This is a genomic window from Arachnia sp., assembly GCF_057238465.1.
The window spans coordinates 16,417-36,511 of sequence record NZ_DBHHFZ010000010.1 but is presented as its reverse complement, the minus strand read 5'-3'; the positions used below and the strand labels follow the sequence as shown (position 1 = coordinate 36,511).

General features: G+C 64.7%; 21 protein-coding genes. 12 read left to right on the top strand and 9 right to left on the bottom strand.

Annotation, left to right across the window (positions count from 1 at the left end; genetic code table 11):
* Positions 1-52: 52 nt before the first annotated feature.
* The 5 genes from trxB to ACO6D6_RS11215 all read left to right on the top strand — a co-directional run bounded on the left by trxB (position 53) and on the right by ACO6D6_RS11215 (position 4,564).
* On the top strand, positions 53-985 hold the full coding sequence (gene trxB, locus ACO6D6_RS11235) for a thioredoxin-disulfide reductase (protein ID WP_484785338.1): 933 nt from the start codon (positions 53-55) through the stop codon (positions 983-985).
* A gap of 34 nt (positions 986-1,019) precedes the next feature.
* Positions 1,020-1,340, top strand: coding sequence for a thioredoxin (gene trxA, locus ACO6D6_RS11230; RefSeq protein WP_484785337.1), 321 nt, complete (start codon positions 1,020-1,022; stop codon positions 1,338-1,340).
* On the top strand, positions 1,340-2,182 hold the full coding sequence (locus ACO6D6_RS11225) for a hypothetical protein (RefSeq protein WP_484785336.1): 843 nt from the start codon (positions 1,340-1,342) through the stop codon (positions 2,180-2,182). Before trxA ends, ACO6D6_RS11225 begins: the two co-directional genes overlap by 1 nt.
* Before the next feature lie 74 nt (positions 2,183-2,256).
* Entirely contained in the window at positions 2,257-3,597 is a 1,341-nt protein-coding gene (locus tag ACO6D6_RS11220; RefSeq protein WP_484785422.1) for an aminotransferase-like domain-containing protein, read from the top strand.
* A 28-nt stretch (positions 3,598-3,625) separates the two neighbouring features.
* Positions 3,626-4,564: a D-alanine--D-alanine ligase family protein gene (locus tag ACO6D6_RS11215; protein ID WP_484785335.1), complete on the top strand. Its 939-nt coding sequence runs from the start codon at positions 3,626-3,628 to the stop codon at positions 4,562-4,564.
* A gap of 321 nt (positions 4,565-4,885) precedes the next feature.
* Here the strand turns inward: ACO6D6_RS11215 and ACO6D6_RS11210 are convergent, their stop codons facing one another.
* From ACO6D6_RS11210 to rpmH, 8 genes are all read right to left on the bottom strand, one after another.
* Positions 4,886-5,803 (bottom strand): ParB/RepB/Spo0J family partition protein, encoded by a 918-nt coding sequence (locus tag ACO6D6_RS11210; protein ID WP_484785334.1) that lies wholly within the window; start codon positions 5,801-5,803, stop codon positions 4,886-4,888.
* Positions 5,803-6,816, bottom strand: a complete 1,014-nt coding sequence (locus ACO6D6_RS11205) for a ParA family protein (protein ID WP_484785333.1) — start codon at positions 6,814-6,816, stop codon at positions 5,803-5,805. The genes ACO6D6_RS11210 and ACO6D6_RS11205 overlap by 1 nt, the downstream gene beginning before the upstream one ends.
* Before the next feature lie 2,871 nt (positions 6,817-9,687).
* Complete coding sequence (rsmG, locus tag ACO6D6_RS11200; RefSeq protein WP_484785332.1) at positions 9,688-10,338, bottom strand: 16S rRNA (guanine(527)-N(7))-methyltransferase RsmG; 651 nt, start codon at positions 10,336-10,338, stop codon at positions 9,688-9,690.
* Positions 10,339-10,405: 67 nt separating this feature from the next.
* On the bottom strand, positions 10,406-10,876 hold the full coding sequence (locus ACO6D6_RS11195; protein WP_484785331.1) for a Jag family protein: 471 nt from the start codon (positions 10,874-10,876) through the stop codon (positions 10,406-10,408).
* Between the two features lie 26 nt (positions 10,877-10,902).
* The gene (gene yidC / locus ACO6D6_RS11190) at positions 10,903-11,997 is read right to left on the bottom strand and encodes a membrane protein insertase YidC (RefSeq protein WP_484785330.1); all 1,095 of its coding nucleotides are present in this window, start codon (positions 11,995-11,997) and stop codon (positions 10,903-10,905) included.
* On the bottom strand, positions 11,998-12,273 hold the full coding sequence (gene yidD / locus ACO6D6_RS11185; RefSeq protein ID WP_484785329.1) for a membrane protein insertion efficiency factor YidD: 276 nt from the start codon (positions 12,271-12,273) through the stop codon (positions 11,998-12,000).
* Positions 12,274-12,281: 8 nt separating this feature from the next.
* On the bottom strand, positions 12,282-12,626 hold the full coding sequence (gene rnpA, locus ACO6D6_RS11180; RefSeq protein ID WP_484785328.1) for a ribonuclease P protein component: 345 nt from the start codon (positions 12,624-12,626) through the stop codon (positions 12,282-12,284).
* A gap of 7 nt (positions 12,627-12,633) precedes the next feature.
* Positions 12,634-12,771: a 50S ribosomal protein L34 gene (gene rpmH, locus ACO6D6_RS11175; protein WP_014848093.1), complete on the bottom strand. Its 138-nt coding sequence runs from the start codon at positions 12,769-12,771 to the stop codon at positions 12,634-12,636.
* Between the two features lie 360 nt (positions 12,772-13,131).
* Here rpmH and dnaA point away from each other — a divergent pair, with 360 nt between their 5' ends.
* From dnaA to ACO6D6_RS11140, 7 genes are all read left to right on the top strand, one after another.
* Entirely contained in the window at positions 13,132-14,466 is a 1,335-nt protein-coding gene (gene dnaA, locus ACO6D6_RS11170) for a chromosomal replication initiator protein DnaA (RefSeq protein ID WP_484785421.1), read from the top strand.
* Positions 14,467-15,008: 542 nt separating this feature from the next.
* Positions 15,009-16,169 carry a DNA polymerase III subunit beta gene (gene dnaN / locus ACO6D6_RS11165; RefSeq protein WP_484785327.1) on the top strand — a complete coding sequence of 387 codons (1,161 nt, stop codon included), beginning with the start codon at positions 15,009-15,011 and terminating at the stop codon, positions 16,167-16,169.
* A 102-nt stretch (positions 16,170-16,271) separates the two neighbouring features.
* Positions 16,272-16,499 (top strand): hypothetical protein, encoded by a 228-nt coding sequence (locus ACO6D6_RS11160; RefSeq protein WP_484785326.1) that lies wholly within the window; start codon positions 16,272-16,274, stop codon positions 16,497-16,499.
* Between the two features lie 78 nt (positions 16,500-16,577).
* Positions 16,578-17,744: a DNA replication/repair protein RecF gene (gene recF, locus ACO6D6_RS11155; protein ID WP_484785325.1), complete on the top strand. Its 1,167-nt coding sequence runs from the start codon at positions 16,578-16,580 to the stop codon at positions 17,742-17,744.
* Positions 17,737-18,288 (top strand): DciA family protein, encoded by a 552-nt coding sequence (locus tag ACO6D6_RS11150; RefSeq protein WP_484785324.1) that lies wholly within the window; start codon positions 17,737-17,739, stop codon positions 18,286-18,288. Before recF ends, ACO6D6_RS11150 begins: the two co-directional genes overlap by 8 nt.
* Positions 18,289-18,350: 62 nt before the next feature.
* Positions 18,351-18,608, top strand: a complete 258-nt coding sequence (locus tag ACO6D6_RS11145; RefSeq protein WP_484785323.1) for a type II toxin-antitoxin system VapB family antitoxin — start codon at positions 18,351-18,353, stop codon at positions 18,606-18,608.
* The gene (locus tag ACO6D6_RS11140) at positions 18,605-19,006 is read left to right on the top strand and encodes a type II toxin-antitoxin system VapC family toxin (RefSeq protein WP_484785322.1); all 402 of its coding nucleotides are present in this window, start codon (positions 18,605-18,607) and stop codon (positions 19,004-19,006) included. Before ACO6D6_RS11145 ends, ACO6D6_RS11140 begins: the two co-directional genes overlap by 4 nt.
* A 34-nt stretch (positions 19,007-19,040) precedes the next feature.
* On the opposite strand, the gene ACO6D6_RS11135 is transcribed toward ACO6D6_RS11140, so the two are convergent.
* Entirely contained in the window at positions 19,041-19,928 is an 888-nt protein-coding gene (locus ACO6D6_RS11135; protein WP_484785321.1) for a hypothetical protein, read from the bottom strand.
* Positions 19,929-20,095: the final 167 nt, after the last annotated feature.

The following is a 20,095-nucleotide window of genomic DNA, read 5'->3' as shown; positions in this document are numbered from 1 at the left end:
CCTTCCATGGGCATCTACACTGGATCGGCACCACGACGACCTGAGGGGAACCATGACCGTCCACGAACTCATCATCATCGGCTCCGGCCCTGCCGGGTACACCGCAGCCATCTACGCGGCCCGCGCCGCGCTGAGACCCGTCGTGTTCGAGGGCGCCTTCGACGGCGGTGGCGCGCTGATGAACACCACCGAGGTGGAGAACTTCCCCGGATTCCCCGAAGGCGTGATGGGCCCCGACCTGATGGGCCAGATGCGCTCCCAGGCGGAGAGGTTCGGGGCAAAGCTGATCACCGACGACGCCGAGGCCGTCGACCTGACCAGCGAGATCAAGAAGGTCACCGACTCCACCGGCAAGGTCTGGGAGGCGAAGGCGGTGATCCTGGCCATGGGTTCCGGGTACCGCAAGCTGGGCGTCGACGGGGAGGAACGGCTCTCGGGCCGCGGCGTCTCCTGGTGCGCCACCTGCGACGGCGCCTTCTTCCGCGACAAGCCCATAGCCGTGATCGGCGGCGGTGACTCCGCGGTGGAGGAGGCCACCTTCCTGACTCGCTTCGCATCCCGCGTCACCCTCGTGCACCGGCGTGACGAGCTGCGTGCCTCAAAGGCCATGGCATCCCGCGCCGAGAAGGACCCGAAACTGGACTTCGCGTGGAACTCGGTGGTGGATTCCATCAACGGGGATGCGCGAGTGGAATCCGTCACCCTGCGCGACACCGTGACGGGGGAAACCCGCCTGCTGGAGGTCTCCGGCGTGTTCGTCGCCATCGGCCACGACCCGCGCAGCGCGCTGGTCAAGGGGCAGGTGGAGCTCGACGAGGCGGGCTACGTGAAGGTCGCCGCCGGTTCCCAGGCGACGAACCTTCCGGGGGTGTTCGCCTGCGGTGATCTGGTGGATCACACCTATCGTCAGGCCATCACGGCGGCCGGTTCCGGCTGCCGGGCCGCCCTCGATGCCGAGCGTTGGCTGGCAGCGGGCGAGGCGTGATCGTAGACTCGCCAAGAAGAACAAGGAGAGTGAAATGGCCGTTGTCGATGTGACCGAGGCGACCTTCGCCGACGAGGTGCTGCTGTCGCCGGTTCCAGTGGTGGTGGACTACTGGGCCACGTGGTGCGGACCCTGCAAACAAATGGCCCCCATCATCGAGGAACTGGCCCGCGACTACGAGGGCCGGGTGAAATTCGTGAAGCTCGACATCAATGCCGAGGTTGCGTTCGCCTCCGAGAAGGGCATCCTCAGCATCCCCACCCTGGAGTTCTACAAATCCGGAAAGGTGGAGAAAACTCTGTCGGGGGGTAAGTCGAAGAACGCACTCAAGAAGGCCGTCGACGAGCTCCTCTGATGACCGACCGTTCCCAGCGCTACGGCGAGGATTCACCTCGCCGTAGCGCGAGCAGTCCCGAATCCCCCCTGGAACCGGCGTTCCCCGCCCCGAGGCGAACGGCGGAAAGCGCCCCGACCCCTCCCAGGTTCACCGGGCCCCGCCGCAGCGCAGCAACCCCCACCAGTTCGACCACCCCCGTCAGCCCCGCGAGTCCGGACACGACCACGGTTTTCCGACGCGTCACGGAACCGATTGCGCGCCGCTCGGCCGCCTCGCCGGAAACACCCGGCCGGGAACCCGGCGAGTGGCACAAAGTTCCGCAGGACGACGCCGAGGACGAGATTCCCACCAGACCGCCGCGACACCACATCCCACCCATCCCCGGATTCGTGAAGGTCATGGGAGTGGTCGCGGCGGTGGTGCTGCTCGTGATCGCGGGCTGGCTGGGCATGACCCTGGGCGGGCTCGGAAAACCGAGCGCGGAAGCCTCGCCGACGTGGGCCCTGAAGCTGCCGACTCAGATCCGGGACTTCGCCAATGACGGGGTGAAGGAGTCGGCGGCCCCCAGCGGCGCGGGCACCATTCTGCGTTCCAACTATTCCGACGGGGCCTCCCAGTTCATGCTGCTGCTGCAACGCCCGGCCCCGGAGCTGAATTCCTACCTGTCCGATTCCGGCATCACCAACATCACCTCGGTGCACGACGCCTCGTGCGGCATCTACGAGAACCAACAGAAACCGGTGTGCGCCCGGGTCATCGACAAGACGTTGATCATGGTCATGGGGCTCGACGGCCAGGACAACGAAACCCTGGCCGATCTGATCGAGACCGCCTACAGCACGATCAGGAAGCAGCATTAGATTTTCACGGTTGCGCAGCACGCAACTTGCCCCAAAGCTATTTGGAGCGCTCCAAACACTCTTTGATGCTGCGTATCCGCGTCCAATCTCGTCGTCCTTCGGATAACGTGTACAGAATGAAGGCCACGCGACGCGACACCCGCCTCGATCCATTCGTCGAGCACTACGCCACCCGCACGCAGGGACTCAGGGTGTCCGCGGTCCGGGCGCTGTTCGCCGTGGCCAACCGGCCCGAGATCGTGTCGCTGGCGGGCGGGATGCCGAACATCAAGGACCTGCCCCTGGACGAGATCGGCGACCACATCGCCCGCATGATCCGCGACCACGGCACGCAGGTCATGCAATACGGCTCCGGGCAGGGCGAGCCGCGCATCCGTGAGCAGATCTGCGAGGTCATGGCGGAGGAGGGCAGCGTCGCGGACCCTGACGACATCGTCATCACCGCGGGTTCCCAGCAGGGTCTGGACCTCGTCACCCGCATCTTCTGCGACCCGGGGGACGTGATCCTGGCCGAGTCGCCGTCCTACGTGGGGGCGCTCGGCACCTTCCAGAGCTATCAGACCGAGGTGGTGCACGTCGCCTGTGACTCCGAGGGGCTGATTCCCGAAGCCCTGACCGAGACCACCGAACGCCTGAAGCAGCAGGGCAAGCGCGTCAAGTTCCTGTACACGATCCCGAACTTCAACAACCCCTCGGGGGTGACGCAGCCCGTGGAGCGGCGACGCCGGGTCATCGAGAGCTGTGCAGAGGCCGGGGTGCTGGTGGTGGAGGACAATCCCTACGGGCTGCTGGCCCTCGATTCCGGCCCGCTCCCGGCGATGCGCTCCCTCGAGACGAACGTGGTCTACCTGGGGTCGTTCTCCAAGACCTTCGCGCCGGGATTCCGCGTCGGCTGGGTCTGCGCCCCGCACGGGGTGAAAGAGAGGCTGGTGCTGGCCCAGGAGTCGGCGACACTGTGCCCACCGGTGTTCTCGCAGTTCGCGATCAGCAACTACCTGGAGAACTGCGACTGGCGCGGCCAGATCGGGGTCTTCCGCGACATGTACCGCGCCCGCCGCGACGCCATGCTCGCCACCCTGGAACGGGAGATGCCCGACGGCTGCTCCTGGACCCGACCCGCGGGCGGGTTCTTCGTCTGGGTGACGCTGCCCGAGGGGGTGGACGCATCGGCGATGCTGCCGCGCGGGGTCGGTGCCCGCGTGGCCTTCGTGCCGGGGCCCGCGTTCTTCGCCGACGGGCAGGGTTCCCGCAACGTGCGGCTGTCCTACTGCTTCCCGCCGCCGGACCGGATCGCGACGGGGGTGGAGCGTTTCGCCCACGTGGTGCGGAGCGAGCTGGAGATGCTGCGGACCTTCGGCATGCACACCCCGTCGCACGCCAACCCGACCAAGGGACCGGGGCCGAACCTGAGCTGACCCGCATCCTGAGTGAAAGACTGATGCCATGACTGTGTTTGTGATCGCCGGTGGGCTGAGCCACGAGCGGGAGGTTTCGTTGCGTTCCGGGAAGCGCCTGGCGGGGGCGCTCCGCAGAAGGGGTCACGCCGTGGTCGAGACCGACGTCAACGCCGACCTGATCTCCAGGCTGCTCAAGGACGAGGACCCCGTCGCCATCCCGGTGCTGCACGGCGGGCTCGGCGAGGACGGCGCGCTGCGCGAGGTGCTGTGGACGCTGGGGGTGCCCTTCGTCGGGAGCGACGGCGCCAGTGCCCGGCGCACCTTCGACAAGTCGGTGGCGACGCGGCTGGTCGGAGCCGCGGGCCTGGCGACCCCGCAGCAGGTGGCGCTGCCCGACGACGTCTTCCGGGAGCTGGGCGCCCAGGCGTTGATGTCTGCCATCGGGGAGCGGATCGGGTTCCCGCTCATGGTCAAGCCCGCCAGGTCGGGTTCGGCACTCGGGGCGACGAAGGTGGTTTCCGCGGAAGACCTGCCGGCGGCCCTCGTCGGGGCCTTCGCCTACGGGAAGGACGCGGTGGTGGAGGAGTTCGTCGAGGGCACGGAGCTGTCCGTGACCGTCATCGACGACGGGACCGGCCCGTGGGCGCTGCCGCCAATCGAGATCAGGCCCGCTTCGGGGGTGTACGACTACGAGGCCCGTTACACCGCCGGGGCCACCCGTTTCCTCACCCCCGGCGAGCTGCCCGACGACGTGCTGGAGACGGCCGGGGGGCTGGCGGTCCGCGCCCACCAGGTGCTCGGCCACCGCGACCTCTCCCGCACCGACATGATCGTGCGCGACGGCGTCCCGGTGTTCCTGGAGAGCAATGTGGCACCCGGCCTGACGGACACCTCGCTGACGCCCCTCGCCCTGGAGGCCGCCGGCCTCGACATGGGGGAGGTGTTCTCCGCCCTCGTGGAGCAGGCGCGCCGCCGCAACCAGTGACGGGGTCCCTTTCCAAAGCTGGTTGAGCCGGGGCGCGAGGAACGAGCGACCCGAGTCGAAACCACCGGCAGCCGAACAACATACTCAACCCAGGTCACCATGGTTTCGACACGACTCACTCGCTTACGCTCGCAGGCCGGCTCAACCAACTTCCAACCCCCGAAGTCGAAACCACCGCCCCGGATACAACCACCTTGTCTCCGTCTGGACGTCTCATTTTCCTTTTAGGGCAAAACCCCTTGTCAGAGGCCCGAGCACCAACCACCGCATCCCATTTTATCGACTTATTGATCAAGCGATAGAGCGGTTTGAAGATTCCTGTCAGGGCTCGACGGTGCGGCCGTCGATCACGGCCATGATCCGGTCGAGATCATCGCTGGATGCGAACTCGATGGTGATCCTGCCCTTGTTCTTTCCGATGGCGACCTTCACCCTGGTGTCGAAATGGTCGGAGAGAAGCGCCGCTACGGCGGCCTCACGTTCCGATGGCAGCCGACGGACGCGGGGGGTGGGTTCCTCCTCGGTGGGGGCGTTGCCGAGCCGGACGATCTCCTCGGTGCTGCGGACCGAGAGACCCTCCGCGACGATCCGTTCGGCGAGCAGTTCCTGCGCCCGTTGATTCGTCAACCCGAGCAGCGCGCGCGCGTGCCCCGCGGAGAGCACCCCGGCCGCCACCTTCGTCTGCACGGTGGAGGGGAGGTTGAGCAGCCGAAGGGTGTTCGAGATCTGCGGCCGGCTGCGGTGAATCCGCTGGGAGAGCTGTTCCTTGGTGCAGTTGAAGTCACCCAGGAGCTGTTGGTAGGCGAGCGCTTCCTCCAGGGGGTTGAGGTTGGCGCGATGCAGGTTCTCCAGAAGCGCGTCTCGGAGGAGGGCATCATCTTCGGTCCCGCGAACGATGGCCGGGATCGTTTCCTTGCCCGCGATCTTGGAGGCGCGGAACCGGCGCTCACCCATGATCAGCTCGAAGTGCTTGGGTGCGACTTCACGTACAACGACGGGCTGCAGCACGCCGAACTCGCCAATGGATGCGGCCAGCTCGTTCAGATCATCCTCATCGAAGACATGACGCGGCTGCCTGGGGTTGGGGACGATCTGATCCAGCGGCAGTTCGACGAAATAGGAGCCGTCGCGGAGTCGGTCGGATGGGGCGGTGGTGTCGCGGATGTTCTCCTCGTCCGTCCGGGCAAAGAGGTCTCCCAGGCCCTTCCCGAGGCCTACATGTTGCTTTCCCCTGGCCATCAGGCAGCTCCTTCCTCGGTCGTGGTGGCGCGGGCGATCTCCTCGGCCGCCTTGAGGTAGGCGACCGCGCCGGGAGATTTGGGGTAATAGGTGATGACACTCTGCCCGTAGGAGGGCGCCTCGGCGATTCGCACCGATCGCGGGATCTCCACCTCGAGGGTTTCCTTCCCGAAATGGGCTCGCACCTCGCTGGCTACTTCGTGGGAGAGGTTGGTGCGGTTGTCGAACATGGTGAGCAGCACCGTTGTTAGCTGCAGGTGATCGTTCAGATTCCCCTTGACCCGCTGAATGGTGCGCATCAGCTGGGAGACGCCTTCCAGGGCGTAGTACTCGCACTGGATCGGCACCATGATCTCGCTGGAGGCCACGAGAGCGTTGAGGGTGAGCAACCCGAGGGAGGGTGGGCAGTCGAAGAACACGTAATCGACCCCGGATTCCTGGATGTAGGCGGCCAGCGCTTTCTTCATCCTGGATTCGCGGCCCGGCTCGTTCACGAGTTCCAGTTCCGCCGTCGAGAGGTCGACCGTAGCGGGTAGGACGTGCAGGTTCGGTGTATGGGGCGACTGTTTGGCCAGATCCTGGATCCGCTCACCGCGGAGCAGCACCTCGTATGTTCCCGGGGTTCCCGGGTCGTGATCTATTCCGAGGGCGGTGGAGGCGTTGCCCTGCGGGTCAATGTCGACCACGAGCACGTTGAGCCCGCCGAAAGCGAGCGCGGTGGCGACATTCACGGTGGTAGTGGTCTTCCCGACGCCGCCTTTCTGGTTCGCCACCACGAAAACGCGGGGGTTCTCCGGGCTCGGCAGGGTTGGCACCTTGCTCTCGTCCTTGTACTCGGTGCCGTATTCGTCGTCGGCCACCCAGTCATCATCAGCACGGTCGAAGAACGCGCGACGCGGCCCAGTGGGGGTCTGGATGGCCGTTTCACGTGAAACGTTCTCGTGCTCCTTCCAAGGCTCGGCATCCACATCGTGTTTCGGAGTACGCTTGCGCTTGCGAAAGAACAGGGCCATTGAGTCCTCCTTTGACGGTCACCAACTTTAGCCTGAGTCAATGACATGGAGTGAAACCTCGCGGCGTTTCACGTGAAACGTACTGCACGAATCCAAGCGGACGACAGAAACCAACAGCCGCAGGGCCCGCAGGAGTACGGCGAGGCGCTCACGGGGGGCGGACGAGCGACCGGAGACTTCGAGATGGCCGCGCTTTCCTGGGGTGCATGACGCTGTCCCCCTTTGGATTCCGGCCCATTGCATCCGCACGATAGGGGCGCGACCAGATCCCCTGGGGCCGCCGGCAATGGATCCGGTCGGCGATGACCCGGCATCATTCATTGAATCTTCGGGATGGCGCATATCGCTCTTTCCGTGGTGCGTTTCACGTGAAACGCACCACGGAAAGACCACGCGCCCTTGTTCTCTCCCAAAGTTTCCGTCGCTCGCAGGCCCTCCCGCGACGTCACTCGCTGCACGCCCACATCCCCGAGCACCCAGTGGTCCGGTACTCGCCCCGGAGGGTGCGATCATTTTGCAGGGTTTAATTTATATATCGATAAAACTGCCTACCTGTTAATGGATGAGAAATGCCCCTGGTATGCCCTCTCACTCACGGGTGAGCATGACTGAGCTGAGATCAGACCGGGTCCGGGCCGGTAACCACCAACTGACGGAATGAGCACGGTCCCCACTCCAGTCGACGAGAACACGCAAAACCCTTCCGCAGAAGAGGAGTCCCAGCACACGTAGCGCATGATCGGCGCACCCTCCGACCTCCGGAGTGTCCTGGCCATTGCGTACAGGGTTCCGAGATCGCGGAATGGAAGATCCATACCGCACACCGGACCGGGCAACTCAATGCCCCCGCCATCCTGGACGGGCCTCATCCCACCCGGCGCGTCCCGCTCGAACGGCACTCCCGCAGTAGGACTTGATTCTCCACTGACGGGACCGCATGCCATCGGGTGAGAGGCAAGTTCTTCCAATCACTCGGGGTTACTGGGATGGGGGCCCTCGGGGAATCCCAAGGTTCACCGAGCCGTCCCCTTCCGGGGTATTCGTGTCCGATCTCGACCGCGTTTCACGTGGAACGCCCATGCAAGGATTACAACTGAAATTCCACGGGCCGCTCATCGCCCGTAGGAACATCGACCAGTACTGCCTTCGTGCGAACTTCCGATCCCGACCGGCACCCAGTCCCTCGGGGAGAACCAATCCCATGATCGGCCATACATCACGATCACCCTCGTCCATTCCTTCAACCATCTGATCCCCAATGGTCCCAAGCTCCCAGGAATCTCTTTCGTACCTCCGCGAGCGGCAAACGAAACCTGACGCTTCCACCACCCCACTCATTGAAGTGTTTCACGTGAAACGGTAATGGTCTCGCGAGCCGGATCCCGCGGTGATCGACCATGCTCCAGCGGATTCGGCTCGATCAAACCATGAGCTGCCCCGCCGCGACCACCAGCAGATGCGCGACGAGGCCCGTTGGGAAGCAGGAAGACGCGTACCGACCTTGCTCCCGAACTTACGATGTAAAGCCGCGGACAAGGATCGGGTATTACAGGTGTCTCTGCGATACCCCGACCGTATTGCCCAGGGGTGACCTGACCGTCTCCCAGGACCAGGTCAACCTCGCTGCCGCCCCAGAGGGAATGCTTCACCCCCGAGTCGCCCACCACGGCCACCTGCCGACCAAGCCAACCTCGCTGCCAGGCTTGGCATATCCGCTAGTCGAAGAAATGCTTCAACACGTCTGCGAGGGTAGACCTACCAAACCCATCTGACCCTTGTTTCTGGAATCTCCCGGCAGTGGCGGGCGGAGGATCAAGGCAACCCCGACTCACCCCGATCACACGTCTTCCCGTTCCACGTGAAACGAGACCCCCTAGCGGGTGACCCAGAGAGATCTGGTCAGGCGAGCCCATCACCTATCCACCCAGCGGAAGCCATCGGCAATTGGGGCAGATCAAGCAATTAATCTATTTAGAGATAAAACTATCAAACTGCCCAACCGGATGATGGGCTTCACCCGGGGTCGCTTTGCGCTCGGGAAAAGCTGGCGCTCCTCCAAAGCATCGCGACACGGCCCTCGCCGATAACGCCACGAGGGTACTCACCCAACATCACTTCCGAGGACACCTGCTGGCGACGGGGCGCGTGTCGGATCGGGCTCCAGGTCCCGGCCGGTTCTCAGCGACACTCGAGGTTCTTGCAAAAGCGCCCCATTCCGGGTTTCGCGTGACAAGAGATGTGCGGCCGTTGCAGACCCATGATCAATGCCCTGCTGCACGCCAACGCGATGCGGCATGCGGGACTTAACACAACTACCCCGGCAGCCGTCGCGAAAGCAGTGCCCGATTCGGTGCCCCTTGAAGAAATATCCAAGCCGTGGATTCCCCGGGCGTTTCACGTGAAACGCCTGACTCGCCCAATGATTTCCCCGGGACCCAGGCGCCGGACCACGCCACTCCCACGAAAGCTGAGTTCTGCCACACTACGAACCTCACCGACGTGCACACCGGCAGGGCATTTACCCAATCGATCCACAACAGCACCCGCGTTCACATCCTGGGTGTGCTCGGCCAGTTCATCGGCCAGGTCCCCTTCTGTGACCGGCTCAACCACCTCAGTCAGATACGTTCGGGAAGCACAAACGCTTCTAGGACACCCCCAACCGCACCCCAAGAACGATCCCTGGCCGGCGGGCTTCACAACCCCATACAGCACACGGAACCGGCCACCCACAAAGCCAGCCTGAAACCCGCCGCATCGAAGAACCGATCCGCCCCGCCTACCCAACCTCGATAGCCAGGTGGTCAAGCCGTTTGATGGTTTTATCGATAAAATGGTTTATCTGACCCGTGGTCCGGTGATGTCGGATTCCTACCGCTTCGCCACCCGGATCGCCCGGGTTCCTTCGATTTCCGGGACCGCACGAACGTGAAGCACCTGGGCGGTCAATCCGTACCCGTCCAGGCGTTTGCGGGCTGCCGCGATCTCCTCGTCCGCCCCCACTCCCTTGATAGCCAGCAGCTCGCCGTCCGGGAAGAACATGGGCGTGACCCATTTCAGCAGTTTCTCCAGCGGGGCCACCGCGCGGCAGGTCACGACATCAAAGGTTTCATCGCAATCCTCGGCGCGCAGCCTTTCAACCCGCACCCGCTCACCCAGCTCGAGTTCCTCGACGGCCAGCGCAAGGAAGTTGTGGCGCCGCAGCAGGGGCTCCAGGAGGGTCACCCGGAGATCCTCCCGGCACAGCGCCAGCGGGATCCCCGGCAGCCCGGCGCCGGAACCGACATCCGCCACATCCGTCCCCCGGCCCAGCACGTCCACCAACGCCAAGGAGTTCGAGATGTGCCTGCTCCAGACCTTTCCGGCCTCGCGCGGCCCGAGCAACCCCCATTCGATGCCCCGGGTGCGCAGTATTTCCGCGTAGGCCTCCAGGTCACTGAACTGCTCCGGAAATCTCTTCGCCAGAGCAGCCCTGGCCGCTTCCTCCGCCACGCCCTGCTCGTTCGGTTCCGCTTCAGTCATGCCGTCCCTCCCCGCTGCGAAGCAGTTTTCCACAGGTTATCCACCCTTGTGCAAAACGGAAATCCGCTCAGGGTTTGGAGACCACCACGCGACGGAACGGCGGTTCGCCCTCCGATTCACTGGTCAGCCCGGCCGCCGCCACCTCGTCGTGAATGATCTTGCGCTCGTAAGCGTTCAGGGGGATCATTCGCACGGGTTCCCCGTTCTCCATGACATCCGCGATGGCATCCTTTGCCAGGGCCACCAGCTCGAGGCGACGCCGCTCCCGGAAACCGCCGATGTCGAGGGTGAGCCGGGAACGGTGCCCCGTCTCGGTCATCACCACCAGCCGGGAAAGCTCCTGGAGGGCGTCGAGCACCTCGCCGTTCTTGCCGACCAGACGGTCGTCCTCGGTGTCGATGACCACGTGTGCGCGGCCATTGCTCGCAGAGTTCTCGATGTCTCCGTCGAGGTCCGCGATGTCCAGCAGTTCCTCAAGGTAGTCGGCAACCAGGTCGCCCTCGGCCAACAGGGTCTCGTTTTCGGTTTTCTCAGTCATGTCGCTCCGATCGGATGGGGTCCGATTCACTTCTTCTTACGGGCGGATCGGGTGGTGCTGCGGGGTTGACGACGGACCCCGCCCTGCGCATTCGAGGACCCACCGGATTCGTCGGTCTTCAAGGTCGTTCGGTTCACCTGCTGACGCACGACGCGACGCCTCCCGCTCTCGTCGACGGGCTGCTGCGCGACGGCCGCCACGGGCCGCTTGTTCTTGCGCCGTTTCGCATTGCGGGCCTCCATGATGGCCTTCGGGTCCTTGCCCTGGGCGCGCATCCGCTCCTCCCAGTCGATGTAGGCGGGAGTGTTGGGGGCCGGGTTGTTGCGGATCAACAACCCCTGCTGACCCATCGTCCAGATGTTGCTGGCGCTCCAGTAGATCAGCACACCGATCGGGAGCACCGCCGAGGAGGCCGCGTACATGATCGGGAAGACGTAGAGCAGCACCTTCTGGCTCTGCGCCATGGGTCCGCTCAGGGCCTCCGGGGGCATGTTCTTGCGCATCAGCTGAAGCTGGGTCAGGAACAAGGTGATGACCAGGAGTGCGATCAGGACGATGCCCAGAACCTGGGTGGCGCCGAACGAGTCGATCGGGAAGATGCGGCCCGCCAGTTTCGCCCCGAAGAGATCCGCCCCCTGCAGCGATGCGACGAGATCCGGGCTGTCCTGGAACCAGTAACCCCGGATCTGGTTGTCGGCCACACCCTGGAGCACCCGGAACAGGGCCCAGAAGACGGGCATCTGCAACAGCAGCGGGAAGCAGGAGGCCATCGGGTTGACCCCCTCCTCCGCGTAGAGTTTCTGCATCTCGCGGGCGACCCGTTCCCGATCCGCACCGTGTTTCTTCTGCAGCTCCTGGATCTTGGGCTGCAGCATCTGCATGGACCTGGAGGAGTTGATCTGTTTGACGAACAGCGGGATCATCAGGGTCCGCACCACCAGGGTGAGGGTGACGATCGCGAGGGTCCACGACACCCCGGAATCGGCCCCGAAAAGCGGGGCCCAGAGGCCATGGAAGAACACCATCAGCCCCGAGATTGCCCAGTACAGGGGCTGCATCATCGCGGACAGCAATCCGTACAGGCTGTCCCAGATGGACAGCGGCACCAAGAGGTCGATCATCTAGGACACCTTCTGCCCGGACAACGACCGGGCCTCGTCTCGTCGGACTTCCTCGGCCCATTCTGCGGCCTCGGGAGTCCCGGGAACATAGTCAACCCCACCTGCCGACCAGGGGTGACAGCGCATGATCCGGTGGACGGTCAGGAATCCTCCCTTGATCCCGCCGTGGAACCCTACCGCGCGCTCCCCGTAGGCGGAACAGCTGGGATGAAACTTGCAGACCTCCCCGTACAGCGGGGAGATGAATTTGCGCCAGGTTCGGATGAACCAGAGCATCGGGTACTTCAGCACGTCGCCCTCGCGAATGCACGCCGCCAAGCCGATTCGAGATCGCCGGCCAGCCTCTCGGGTTCGGACGAGGAAGGGGGCAGGGCCCGCACCACCACGTCCGCGACGAATGGGGTGGGAAGCCCGGTGACGAGATGCCGCAGGCGGCGCTTCACCCGGTTGCGGGTCACGGCGTTCCCGATGGCCTTCGACACAACAAAACCCACCCGAGTCTCCTCGGGTGGATTCCGGTCGCTCACGGCCACGTGGACCACGACGCTCGGGGTGCCGGCCCGCATGCCCTGCCGGAAGGTCGCGGTGAAGTCAGCGGAGCGGCGCAACCGACGGGATCGGGGCAGCACTGCCGGATCAGGCGGACAGCTCCGTGCGACCCTTGCGGCGACGGGCACTCAGGATGGCGCGACCTGCGCGGGTGCGCATGCGGGAGCGGAAACCGTGCGTGCGGCTGCGGCGACGGTTGCTCGGCTGGAAAGTGCGCTTGCTCATGCGATGACTCCATAGGTGATCTTCGACTCGGGAAGGTCCGCTCCCGTGGGCAGCGGCTGTCCAACGATACGCGCAGCGACGGATTTCCACAAACCGCAACCAGCTCCGCACGGGCCCCGCGAATTACACTGTTGTAGTACTCGGACACAGGCATTTCCATGTTGCGAACGGCCTTCGGGGGCACTAGTTTCGTGTTCCACGCGGCTGGCTTATCCACAGTCCCAGGCGGCCGCCGTCCAGGGTGGGGGGAGTTATACCCTGTTGTGGACAACCCTGTGGAATACTGCTCCACCCTGTGTGGAACGCCTTGTCAGGAAGGAGTCGCTCGTGTCCGTACCCGCAGTGCCCGAACTGGACGCCATGTGGGAGCGGATCGTCGGTGACGTCCCCATTTCCTCCAGGGCATGGCTGCGCCGCACCAAACCCATAGCCATGCACAGCAACACCATGATGCTGGCGGTCTCCGACGAGACCACCCGCGAACGCATCGAGACCAAGCTGCGCACCGAGATCGAGACGAAACTCAGCACGGCGACGGGAACCAGGACCTATCTGGCCTTCGTGATCGACCCGTCGTTACAGGTCGAGACCCCGGAACTGGACATCGCACCGCCCCTGCCCCTGATCGACGAGAAGGTCCGGCACCACCGTTCCGCAGGTCCCAACGCGGATCTGAAGCTGAACCCGCGCTACACCTTCGAGTCTTTCGTCGCGGGCTCCTCGAACCGTTTCGCGCACGCCGCCGCGGCCGCCGTCGCGGAACAGCCCGGCAAGTCGTACAACCCGCTGATGATCTACGGCCCCTCCGGGCTGGGAAAAACCCACCTCCTCCACGCAATCGGGCACTACGTGCGCAGCTACTACGAGAACCTGTGGGTGCGCTACGTGTCCACCGAGGAACTCACCAACGACTTCATCAACGCCATCTCCGACAACCGGACCGCCGAGTTCCGGCGCGTCTACCGCGACGTGGACGTGCTGCTGGTCGACGACATCCAGTTCCTGGAGTCGAAGATCCAGACCCAGGAGGAGTTCTTCCACACCTTCAACACCCTCCACAACGCACAAAAACAGATCGTGATGTCCTCCGACCGGCCCCCGAAGCTACTCGAGGCGCTCGAACCGCGGCTCAGGTCCAGGTTCGAGTGGGGCCTGATGACCGACATCCAGCCCCCCGACCTGGAGACCCGCATAGCCATCCTCCGCAAGAAAGCGGCATCGCACCGGCTGACCGCGGGCACGGAGGTACTGGAACACATCGCCTCGCACATCACCACCAACATCCGCGAGCTGGAGGGCGCCCTGACCCGCATCGCCGCCCTCGCGAGCCTCAACAAGCAGGAGATAACCCTCGAGCTGACCGAGCGGGTGCTGCGTGACCTGATGCCGGAGGGCAACGAAATCCGCGTCGATGTCGACTCCATCATCACCGCCACCTGCGACTACTTCGGGATCTCCACCGACGAGCTGACAGGAGCCAGTCGCGTCGCCGCCCTGGCCCGGGCCCGCCAGATCGCCATGTACCTGTGCCGGGAGCTCACCGACCTGTCGCTGCCGAAGATCGGATCCCGCTTCGGGGGTCGCGACCACACCACCGTCATGCACTCGGTGAAGAAGATCGACACGAAGATGGGCGAGGACCGCCAGCTCTTCGACCAGGTGACCGAACTCACCAACCGCATCAAACAGAGCTGAGACCGCGACTACCGGGGTTTTGACTCGGGTCGCTCGTCCCTCACACCCCGGCTCAACCGGTTCTGTCCTCCCCGAAGCTGGTTGAGCCAGCACCCGCCCCCCGGGTCCCCGATCACCCTCACCATGGTTTCGAAACGACCCATCGGAACCTGTGGAAAGTTATCCACAGATCTGTGGATTCTCGGTGGAAACTGCGGTGGACAGCGGGACGGGCTCCGAGCAGTCCACAAACCCTCCCCGTGTAACTCAGGTTTTCTCAACAACCCATCCACACCCCCAAATCCGCTTTGACAAGGAGTTTTGCTGGTTTTCCACAAGTTCCACAGGTGCTACTACAACTACGAAGATGTAACTAGAGAAAATTCTTCAAAGTCACCCGCGGTGGAAAGGTGGAAGACCTGGGCGCCGCCTCAAGCCAAACGGCTGACGGGAGGGCACGAGGATCTGGGAGCCCCAAACCCGCGTCGATCAGAGCCGTTACCGGTATGCTGACGAGATACCGCGCCGTGGTGGCTTCCGGTACTACTACTTAAGGGGACGATGTGAAGATTCGAGTGGAGCGCGACACACTGGCCGATGCCGTTGCCTGGGTGGCCCGCAGTCTGCCGAATCGCCCCACGGCACCGATCCTCGCCGGGTTGCTGATGAACGCATCCGGAGACGAGGTGACCCTCTCCAGCTTCGACTCCACCACCTCCGCCCAGGTGACGATGCCCGCCGAGGTCACCGACGAGGGCACCGTGCTGGTCTCGGGGCGGCTGCTGAACGAGATCGCGCGTTCCCTGCCCAACAAACCCGTCGAGATGGTCTCCGACCACACCCAGGTGGAACTGGTCTGCGGATCCGCGCGGTTCAGTCTCCAGACCCTGCCCGTCGAGGAATACCCCACCCTGCCCGAGATGCCCACCCAGACCGGTCTGGTCGACGCCTCCGTCTTCGAGAAGTCCGTCAGCCAGGTCGTGATCGCCGCGGGTCGCGACGAGTTGCTCAATGTGTTCACGGGCGTGCGAGTGGAGATCAACGGCGACCAGCTTTCGCTGCTGGCCACCGACCGTTACCGGATGGCGCTCAAGGAACTCACCTGGCAGCCGTCCTCCCCCGACATCGAGGGCGCGGTGCTGGTGCCGGGCCGGGTGCTGGCGGACACGGCAAAGTCGCTGACCTCCGGCAAGACCGTCACGGTTTCGCTTTCCACCACCGAATCGGAGGGTGAGGGCCTGGTCGGGTTCACCGGCGAGGGGGCCAAGGGCCGCCGCGAGGCAACCACCCGCCTGCTGAACCAGGCCTTCCCGAAGGTACGCCACCTGATGGATGTCGTCGGCACCGTCACAGTGCGGGTTTCCACCGCCGATCTGCTGGCCGCCGTGAAACGCGTCTCGCTCGTCGCGGAACGCAACACCCCGCTGCGCATGCTCATTGACGACGATCACATCTCCCTCGAGGCCGCCACCGGCGACCAGGCCCACGCATCGGAGGCGATCGAGGCGCAGGTCGACGTGGTCGGCGAGGAGAAATCCATTGAGGCCGCGGGCTTCAACCCGCATTACCTGCTCGACGCCCTCGGCGCCCTCGACGCGCCCTACGCGCACTTCTCCTTCACGGCCCCCGGCAAGCCCTGCCTCATCACGGGATTGGCGACGATCGACGGCGATCAGCTGTTCGACTACCGCCACGTCATCATGCTGATGCGCCTGCCGAGCTGAGCGGGCGGATCAGGCCGATGGACACGCGGTCCACGGGAATTCTGTGGCGGTTGACCTCGGGGTCCCTTAGGTTTGATTCCAATCACACGAAAGGAAAGACCTATGACCTCCATCGGAGTCCTCTTGGCCATCCTGGGCTTCGGATCGTTGATACTCCCGGCTTTTGGCATGCAGTTCAGGCTGCTCTCGGCGGTTGAGGGAGCCCAGCCCTGGTTTGGCATCGTCCTCGGTGTCATCGGGCTCTTCCTCGTGGTGCTCGGATTCATGCAGGGCAGCCAGCAGAAGGACCAGCAGCCCCAGCCGCCGCAGGGTCAACAGCCGCCCCAGTGAACCATTGACCGACCAGACGGGAGGGAGCCGCAGGTTCCCTCCCGTTTCCATGTCCCAGCGTGAATAAGATCGGATCTGATGTTCGTCACCCACCTGTCGGTCACCGACTTCCGCAACTATGCCGCCGCCGAGCTGGATCTCGTCGCGGGCGTCAACGTTTTCGTCGGGTTGAACGGACAGGGCAAGACGAACCTGGTCGAGGCCGTCGAGTACCTTTCGACGATGTCCTCCCATCGCGTCTCGTCGACGGCTCCTCTGATCCGCGCGGGTGCCGGGTCCGCGATCCTGCGGGCCCGGGTGCAGGCCTCCCGTGACGACGAACGCCTCATCACCCTGGAGCTCGAGGTGACCAGTGGTCGCAGCAATGTCGCCCGTTTGAACCGTGCCCCCCTGGCGCGGCCCCGCGACCTCGTTGGCGCGCTGCGCACCGTCGTTTTTTCTCCCATGGACCTGGCCATCGTGCGCGGCGACCCGTCGGACCGGAGGGTATGGCTGGACACCTTGGTCACCACCCGCTGGCCGCGCATGGCCGGGGTGCGAGCGGATCTGGACAAGATCCTCAAGCAGCGCAACTCGCTGCTGAAGGCGATGTCCGGGAGGTCGCTGCGGCAGGCCGCGCCCGAGGAGGACGCGACCCTGCAGGCCTGGAACGATGCGCTGGCACGGATCGGCGCCGAGCTGCTGCACGCGCGTCTCGACACCCTGGCCGACGTTCTCCCGCACGCCGCCGAGGCCTACGAGACCATAGCTCCGGTGAACAACCGGATCTCGGCGCATTACAAGACCGCCCTGGACCTGTCCGGCATTCCCATCGGCGCGGTCCGTGAAACCCTTGAGGCGCGGCTGCTCGAGGCCATGGCGGAGCGTCGTCGCGAGGAGGTCGCACGCGGGGTGACCCTCGTCGGCCCGCAACGCGACGACATCACCTTGTCCATCGGCGATCTGCCGGCCAAGGGATACGCCTCGCACGGCGAGTCGTGGTCGCTGGCACTTGCCCTGAAACTGGGAGGATTCGCCTTGGTTCGCGCCGACGGCATCGAACCCGTCCTGGTGCTCGACGACGTGTTCTCCGAGCTGGATGAGACCCGCCGCGAACGCCTCGCGGGGGCGGTCGCCGACGCCGAACAGGTGCTCATCACCGCCGCCGTCGGGGCGGACGTCCCCGATTTCCCATCCGCGCGGAGGTTCCGGGTGCAGGGCGGGACGGTCGGGCCCGTGGAGGAACCGGAGGTGACGGATGACTGAACCACCTCTGGGCGATGACCTTCCGGGCGAGGAGCCCCACGACCCGACCGGGCTGGAGCTGGCGACCGAGATCGCCCACCAGACGGCCCGTACCTCACCGCTGCTGCCCGAGGCCACACCGCCGCCCCCGAAGGTGCCGAAACGCCGTCACTGGGCCGGGGAACAGCGTTCCGGGGCCCATCCCGACGACCGTGATCCGCAGCTGATCGGCAGCGTCCTGGAATCCGTCGCGAAACGCAGGGGCTGGCAGCGCCAGATCTCCCTCGCAATGGTGCTGCGCGACTGGCCGGGGCTCGTAGGCGCCATGAACGCCGAACACTCCTGCCCCGTCGAGTTCCGCGACGGGGTGCTCATCGTCCAGTGCGACTCCACCGCCTGGGCCTCCGCCATGAGGTACAACGCCGGACCCCTGGTCGCGAAACTGAACCGGGCACTCGGTGAGCGCTCGGTCCTGCGCATCGAGGTGCTGGGCCCCCACGCGCCGAACTGGAAACGGGGTCGCCGCTCGATCCGGGGTCGCGGCCCCCGGGACACCTACGGGTGAGGGTCGTTTCACGTGAAACCATCGGGTGTAATGGTTCCTATGGGTGGGTGTAAAATTCGCTCATGGCGCTCAACATCAAGAACAAACGGGTCTGTGAACTTGCTCGGCAGGCGGCCGACCGGTTCGAGACCACACAGGTCGATGTCATTGAACGGGCGCTGTTGGAACTGCTCAACCACGAGGAGAAAGTTCGACAGGCTCGGTTCGACAGGATCATGGAACTTGCCGGGGAAATCCATGACAGCATGACCGATGAGGAACGTGAGGCCCTCCGAAACGTGGACCAGGAAATCTACGATGAGGACGGATTGCCGCGATGATCGTGGATTCGTCGGCGCTGATCGCCTTGATCCTGCAGGAACCAGGACACCAGAAGATCGGTCGTGTCCTGAGAGCTGAGGACAAACTCCACATGTCCGCTGCCACATGGGTCGAGCTGGGGGTGGTTGCTGATCGTCGGCTGTCCGAGGCGAATCGGCGCAGACTCGATGCCATGATTGACGGCCTGGGCATCGTTCTTGTTCCTCTTTCAGCGGCTCAGGCCCGGCGTGCGCGGCAGGCGCACCGGCGTTACGGCCCGGGCTCCGGGTCGTCGGCGCGATTGAACATGGGCGACTGTTTCTCCTACGCGCTGGCCATCGAACTCGACGAGCCATTGCTGTTCGTCGGTGATGATTTCGCCCACACCGATGTGCAACGGGTGAACCTCGACGACTGAGCCGATTTCGGCGTGAAGCGCCAATTTTCTTGGATCAAGCGGGTTTTCGCACGCCCTTGATGACAGCGATCATCAGGCCGACGACCGCCAGACCCAGGTAGCCGTACCAGAGCGGATCGAGCGAGGATGCCAGCGATGTGATCAGGTGGTTCGCGATCCGGTTCTCCAGGGCCCAGATCAGCTGGTTGCCCAGGTTCGGGACGGTGATCATCCCGCTCACGCTGCGTGTCGCCACGATGGCGAGCACCCCGAGCAAGGAGAACACCGCCAGCAGCACCCAGCGGCCGATCCTGGTTCCCAGCAGCAATCCCCCGATCAGCAGCAGCCCGGCAGCCACGTGGAACAGCCACCAGTACGAGGCCAGGGCCAGGATCTGGCTGGCCTGATCGGCCTGCTGAGCCGGGACGTCGGCCACCTTGGCCTGGACACCGGTCGGCGTTTCGAACCGGTCCATGTAGCTGGAGATCTCGGGGCCCGCGTTCGACCTGATGGTTTGCCATGCCCTGGAGATGAGCGGATCGAGGTTGACCTTGACCGACGGCGGGGTCTTGGTCCTGCCGGAGCCGTACTCGGTGAGGTCCTTCAGCAGGAGCTCGCGGCTGTCGTTCAGTGTCGACTCCCAGGCCGACTGGACCTCGGGTGTGGACATCGCTGTGCTGACCCCCGTGCCGATGACCTCCTTCAGTTTCGTGCGCAGACCCGGAACCTGATCCATCGACTCCGGGATCCGCTGCTCGATCGAGCTGCGGAGCAGGTCCGTGACGGCTCCCCTGACGGTCTCGTCCCTGGCGATCGCCTGAACCAGCTGCTGGGTTGATTCCGGCGAGGTGGCCGTGTGGTTCGTCCACTGCAGGACCGAGCCCGCCAGTGCACACAGCGTGGCGGCCAGCAGAAGAATGCCTGCGAAGAAGTTGCGGATCATCCGGTGCTCCTCGGGTCGATGGGGCGCGCACGACCATGCTAGAAGGCAGCGCCAATCAAGGCAGCGGTGCCCTCGATGGGATCGGCAGAAGGCCTCCAGGCGCTCTGGGCGCCCCTGGGGCTGTACCCCGAGTCATCCTCACCCCTGACGGGAGGTCAGAGAGCGGA

Bases quoted from the DNA above. Each gene is read 5' to 3' on its own strand.
- trxB (WP_484785338.1), top strand. From the start codon at position 53: ATGACCGTCCACGAACTCATCATCATCGGCTCCGGCCCTGCCGGGTAC.
- trxA (WP_484785337.1), top strand. From the start codon at position 1,020: ATGGCCGTTGTCGATGTGACCGAGGCGACCTTCGCCGACGAGGTGCTG.
- ACO6D6_RS11225 (WP_484785336.1), top strand. From the start codon at position 1,340: ATGACCGACCGTTCCCAGCGCTACGGCGAGGATTCACCTCGCCGTAGC.
- ACO6D6_RS11215 (WP_484785335.1), top strand. From the start codon at position 3,626: ATGACTGTGTTTGTGATCGCCGGTGGGCTGAGCCACGAGCGGGAGGTT.
- ACO6D6_RS11210 (WP_484785334.1), bottom strand. From the start codon at position 5,803: ATGGCCAGGGGAAAGCAACATGTAGGCCTCGGGAAGGGCCTGGGAGAC.
- ACO6D6_RS11205 (WP_484785333.1), bottom strand. From the start codon at position 6,816: ATGGCCCTGTTCTTTCGCAAGCGCAAGCGTACTCCGAAACACGATGTG.
- rsmG (WP_484785332.1), bottom strand. From the start codon at position 10,338: ATGACTGAAGCGGAACCGAACGAGCAGGGCGTGGCGGAGGAAGCGGCC.
- ACO6D6_RS11195 (WP_484785331.1), bottom strand. From the start codon at position 10,876: ATGACTGAGAAAACCGAAAACGAGACCCTGTTGGCCGAGGGCGACCTG.
- yidC (WP_484785330.1), bottom strand. From the start codon at position 11,997: ATGATCGACCTCTTGGTGCCGCTGTCCATCTGGGACAGCCTGTACGGA.
- yidD (WP_484785329.1), bottom strand. From the start codon at position 12,273: ATGCTCTGGTTCATCCGAACCTGGCGCAAATTCATCTCCCCGCTGTAC.
- rpmH (WP_014848093.1), bottom strand. From the start codon at position 12,771: ATGAGCAAGCGCACTTTCCAGCCGAGCAACCGTCGCCGCAGCCGCACG.
- dnaA (WP_484785421.1), top strand. From the start codon at position 13,132: ATGTGGGAGCGGATCGTCGGTGACGTCCCCATTTCCTCCAGGGCATGG.
- ACO6D6_RS11160 (WP_484785326.1), top strand. From the start codon at position 16,272: ATGACCTCCATCGGAGTCCTCTTGGCCATCCTGGGCTTCGGATCGTTG.
- recF (WP_484785325.1), top strand. From the start codon at position 16,578: ATGTTCGTCACCCACCTGTCGGTCACCGACTTCCGCAACTATGCCGCC.
- ACO6D6_RS11150 (WP_484785324.1), top strand. From the start codon at position 17,737: ATGACTGAACCACCTCTGGGCGATGACCTTCCGGGCGAGGAGCCCCAC.
- ACO6D6_RS11145 (WP_484785323.1), top strand. From the start codon at position 18,351: ATGGCGCTCAACATCAAGAACAAACGGGTCTGTGAACTTGCTCGGCAG.
- ACO6D6_RS11140 (WP_484785322.1), top strand. From the start codon at position 18,605: ATGATCGTGGATTCGTCGGCGCTGATCGCCTTGATCCTGCAGGAACCA.
- ACO6D6_RS11135 (WP_484785321.1), bottom strand. From the start codon at position 19,928: ATGATCCGCAACTTCTTCGCAGGCATTCTTCTGCTGGCCGCCACGCTG.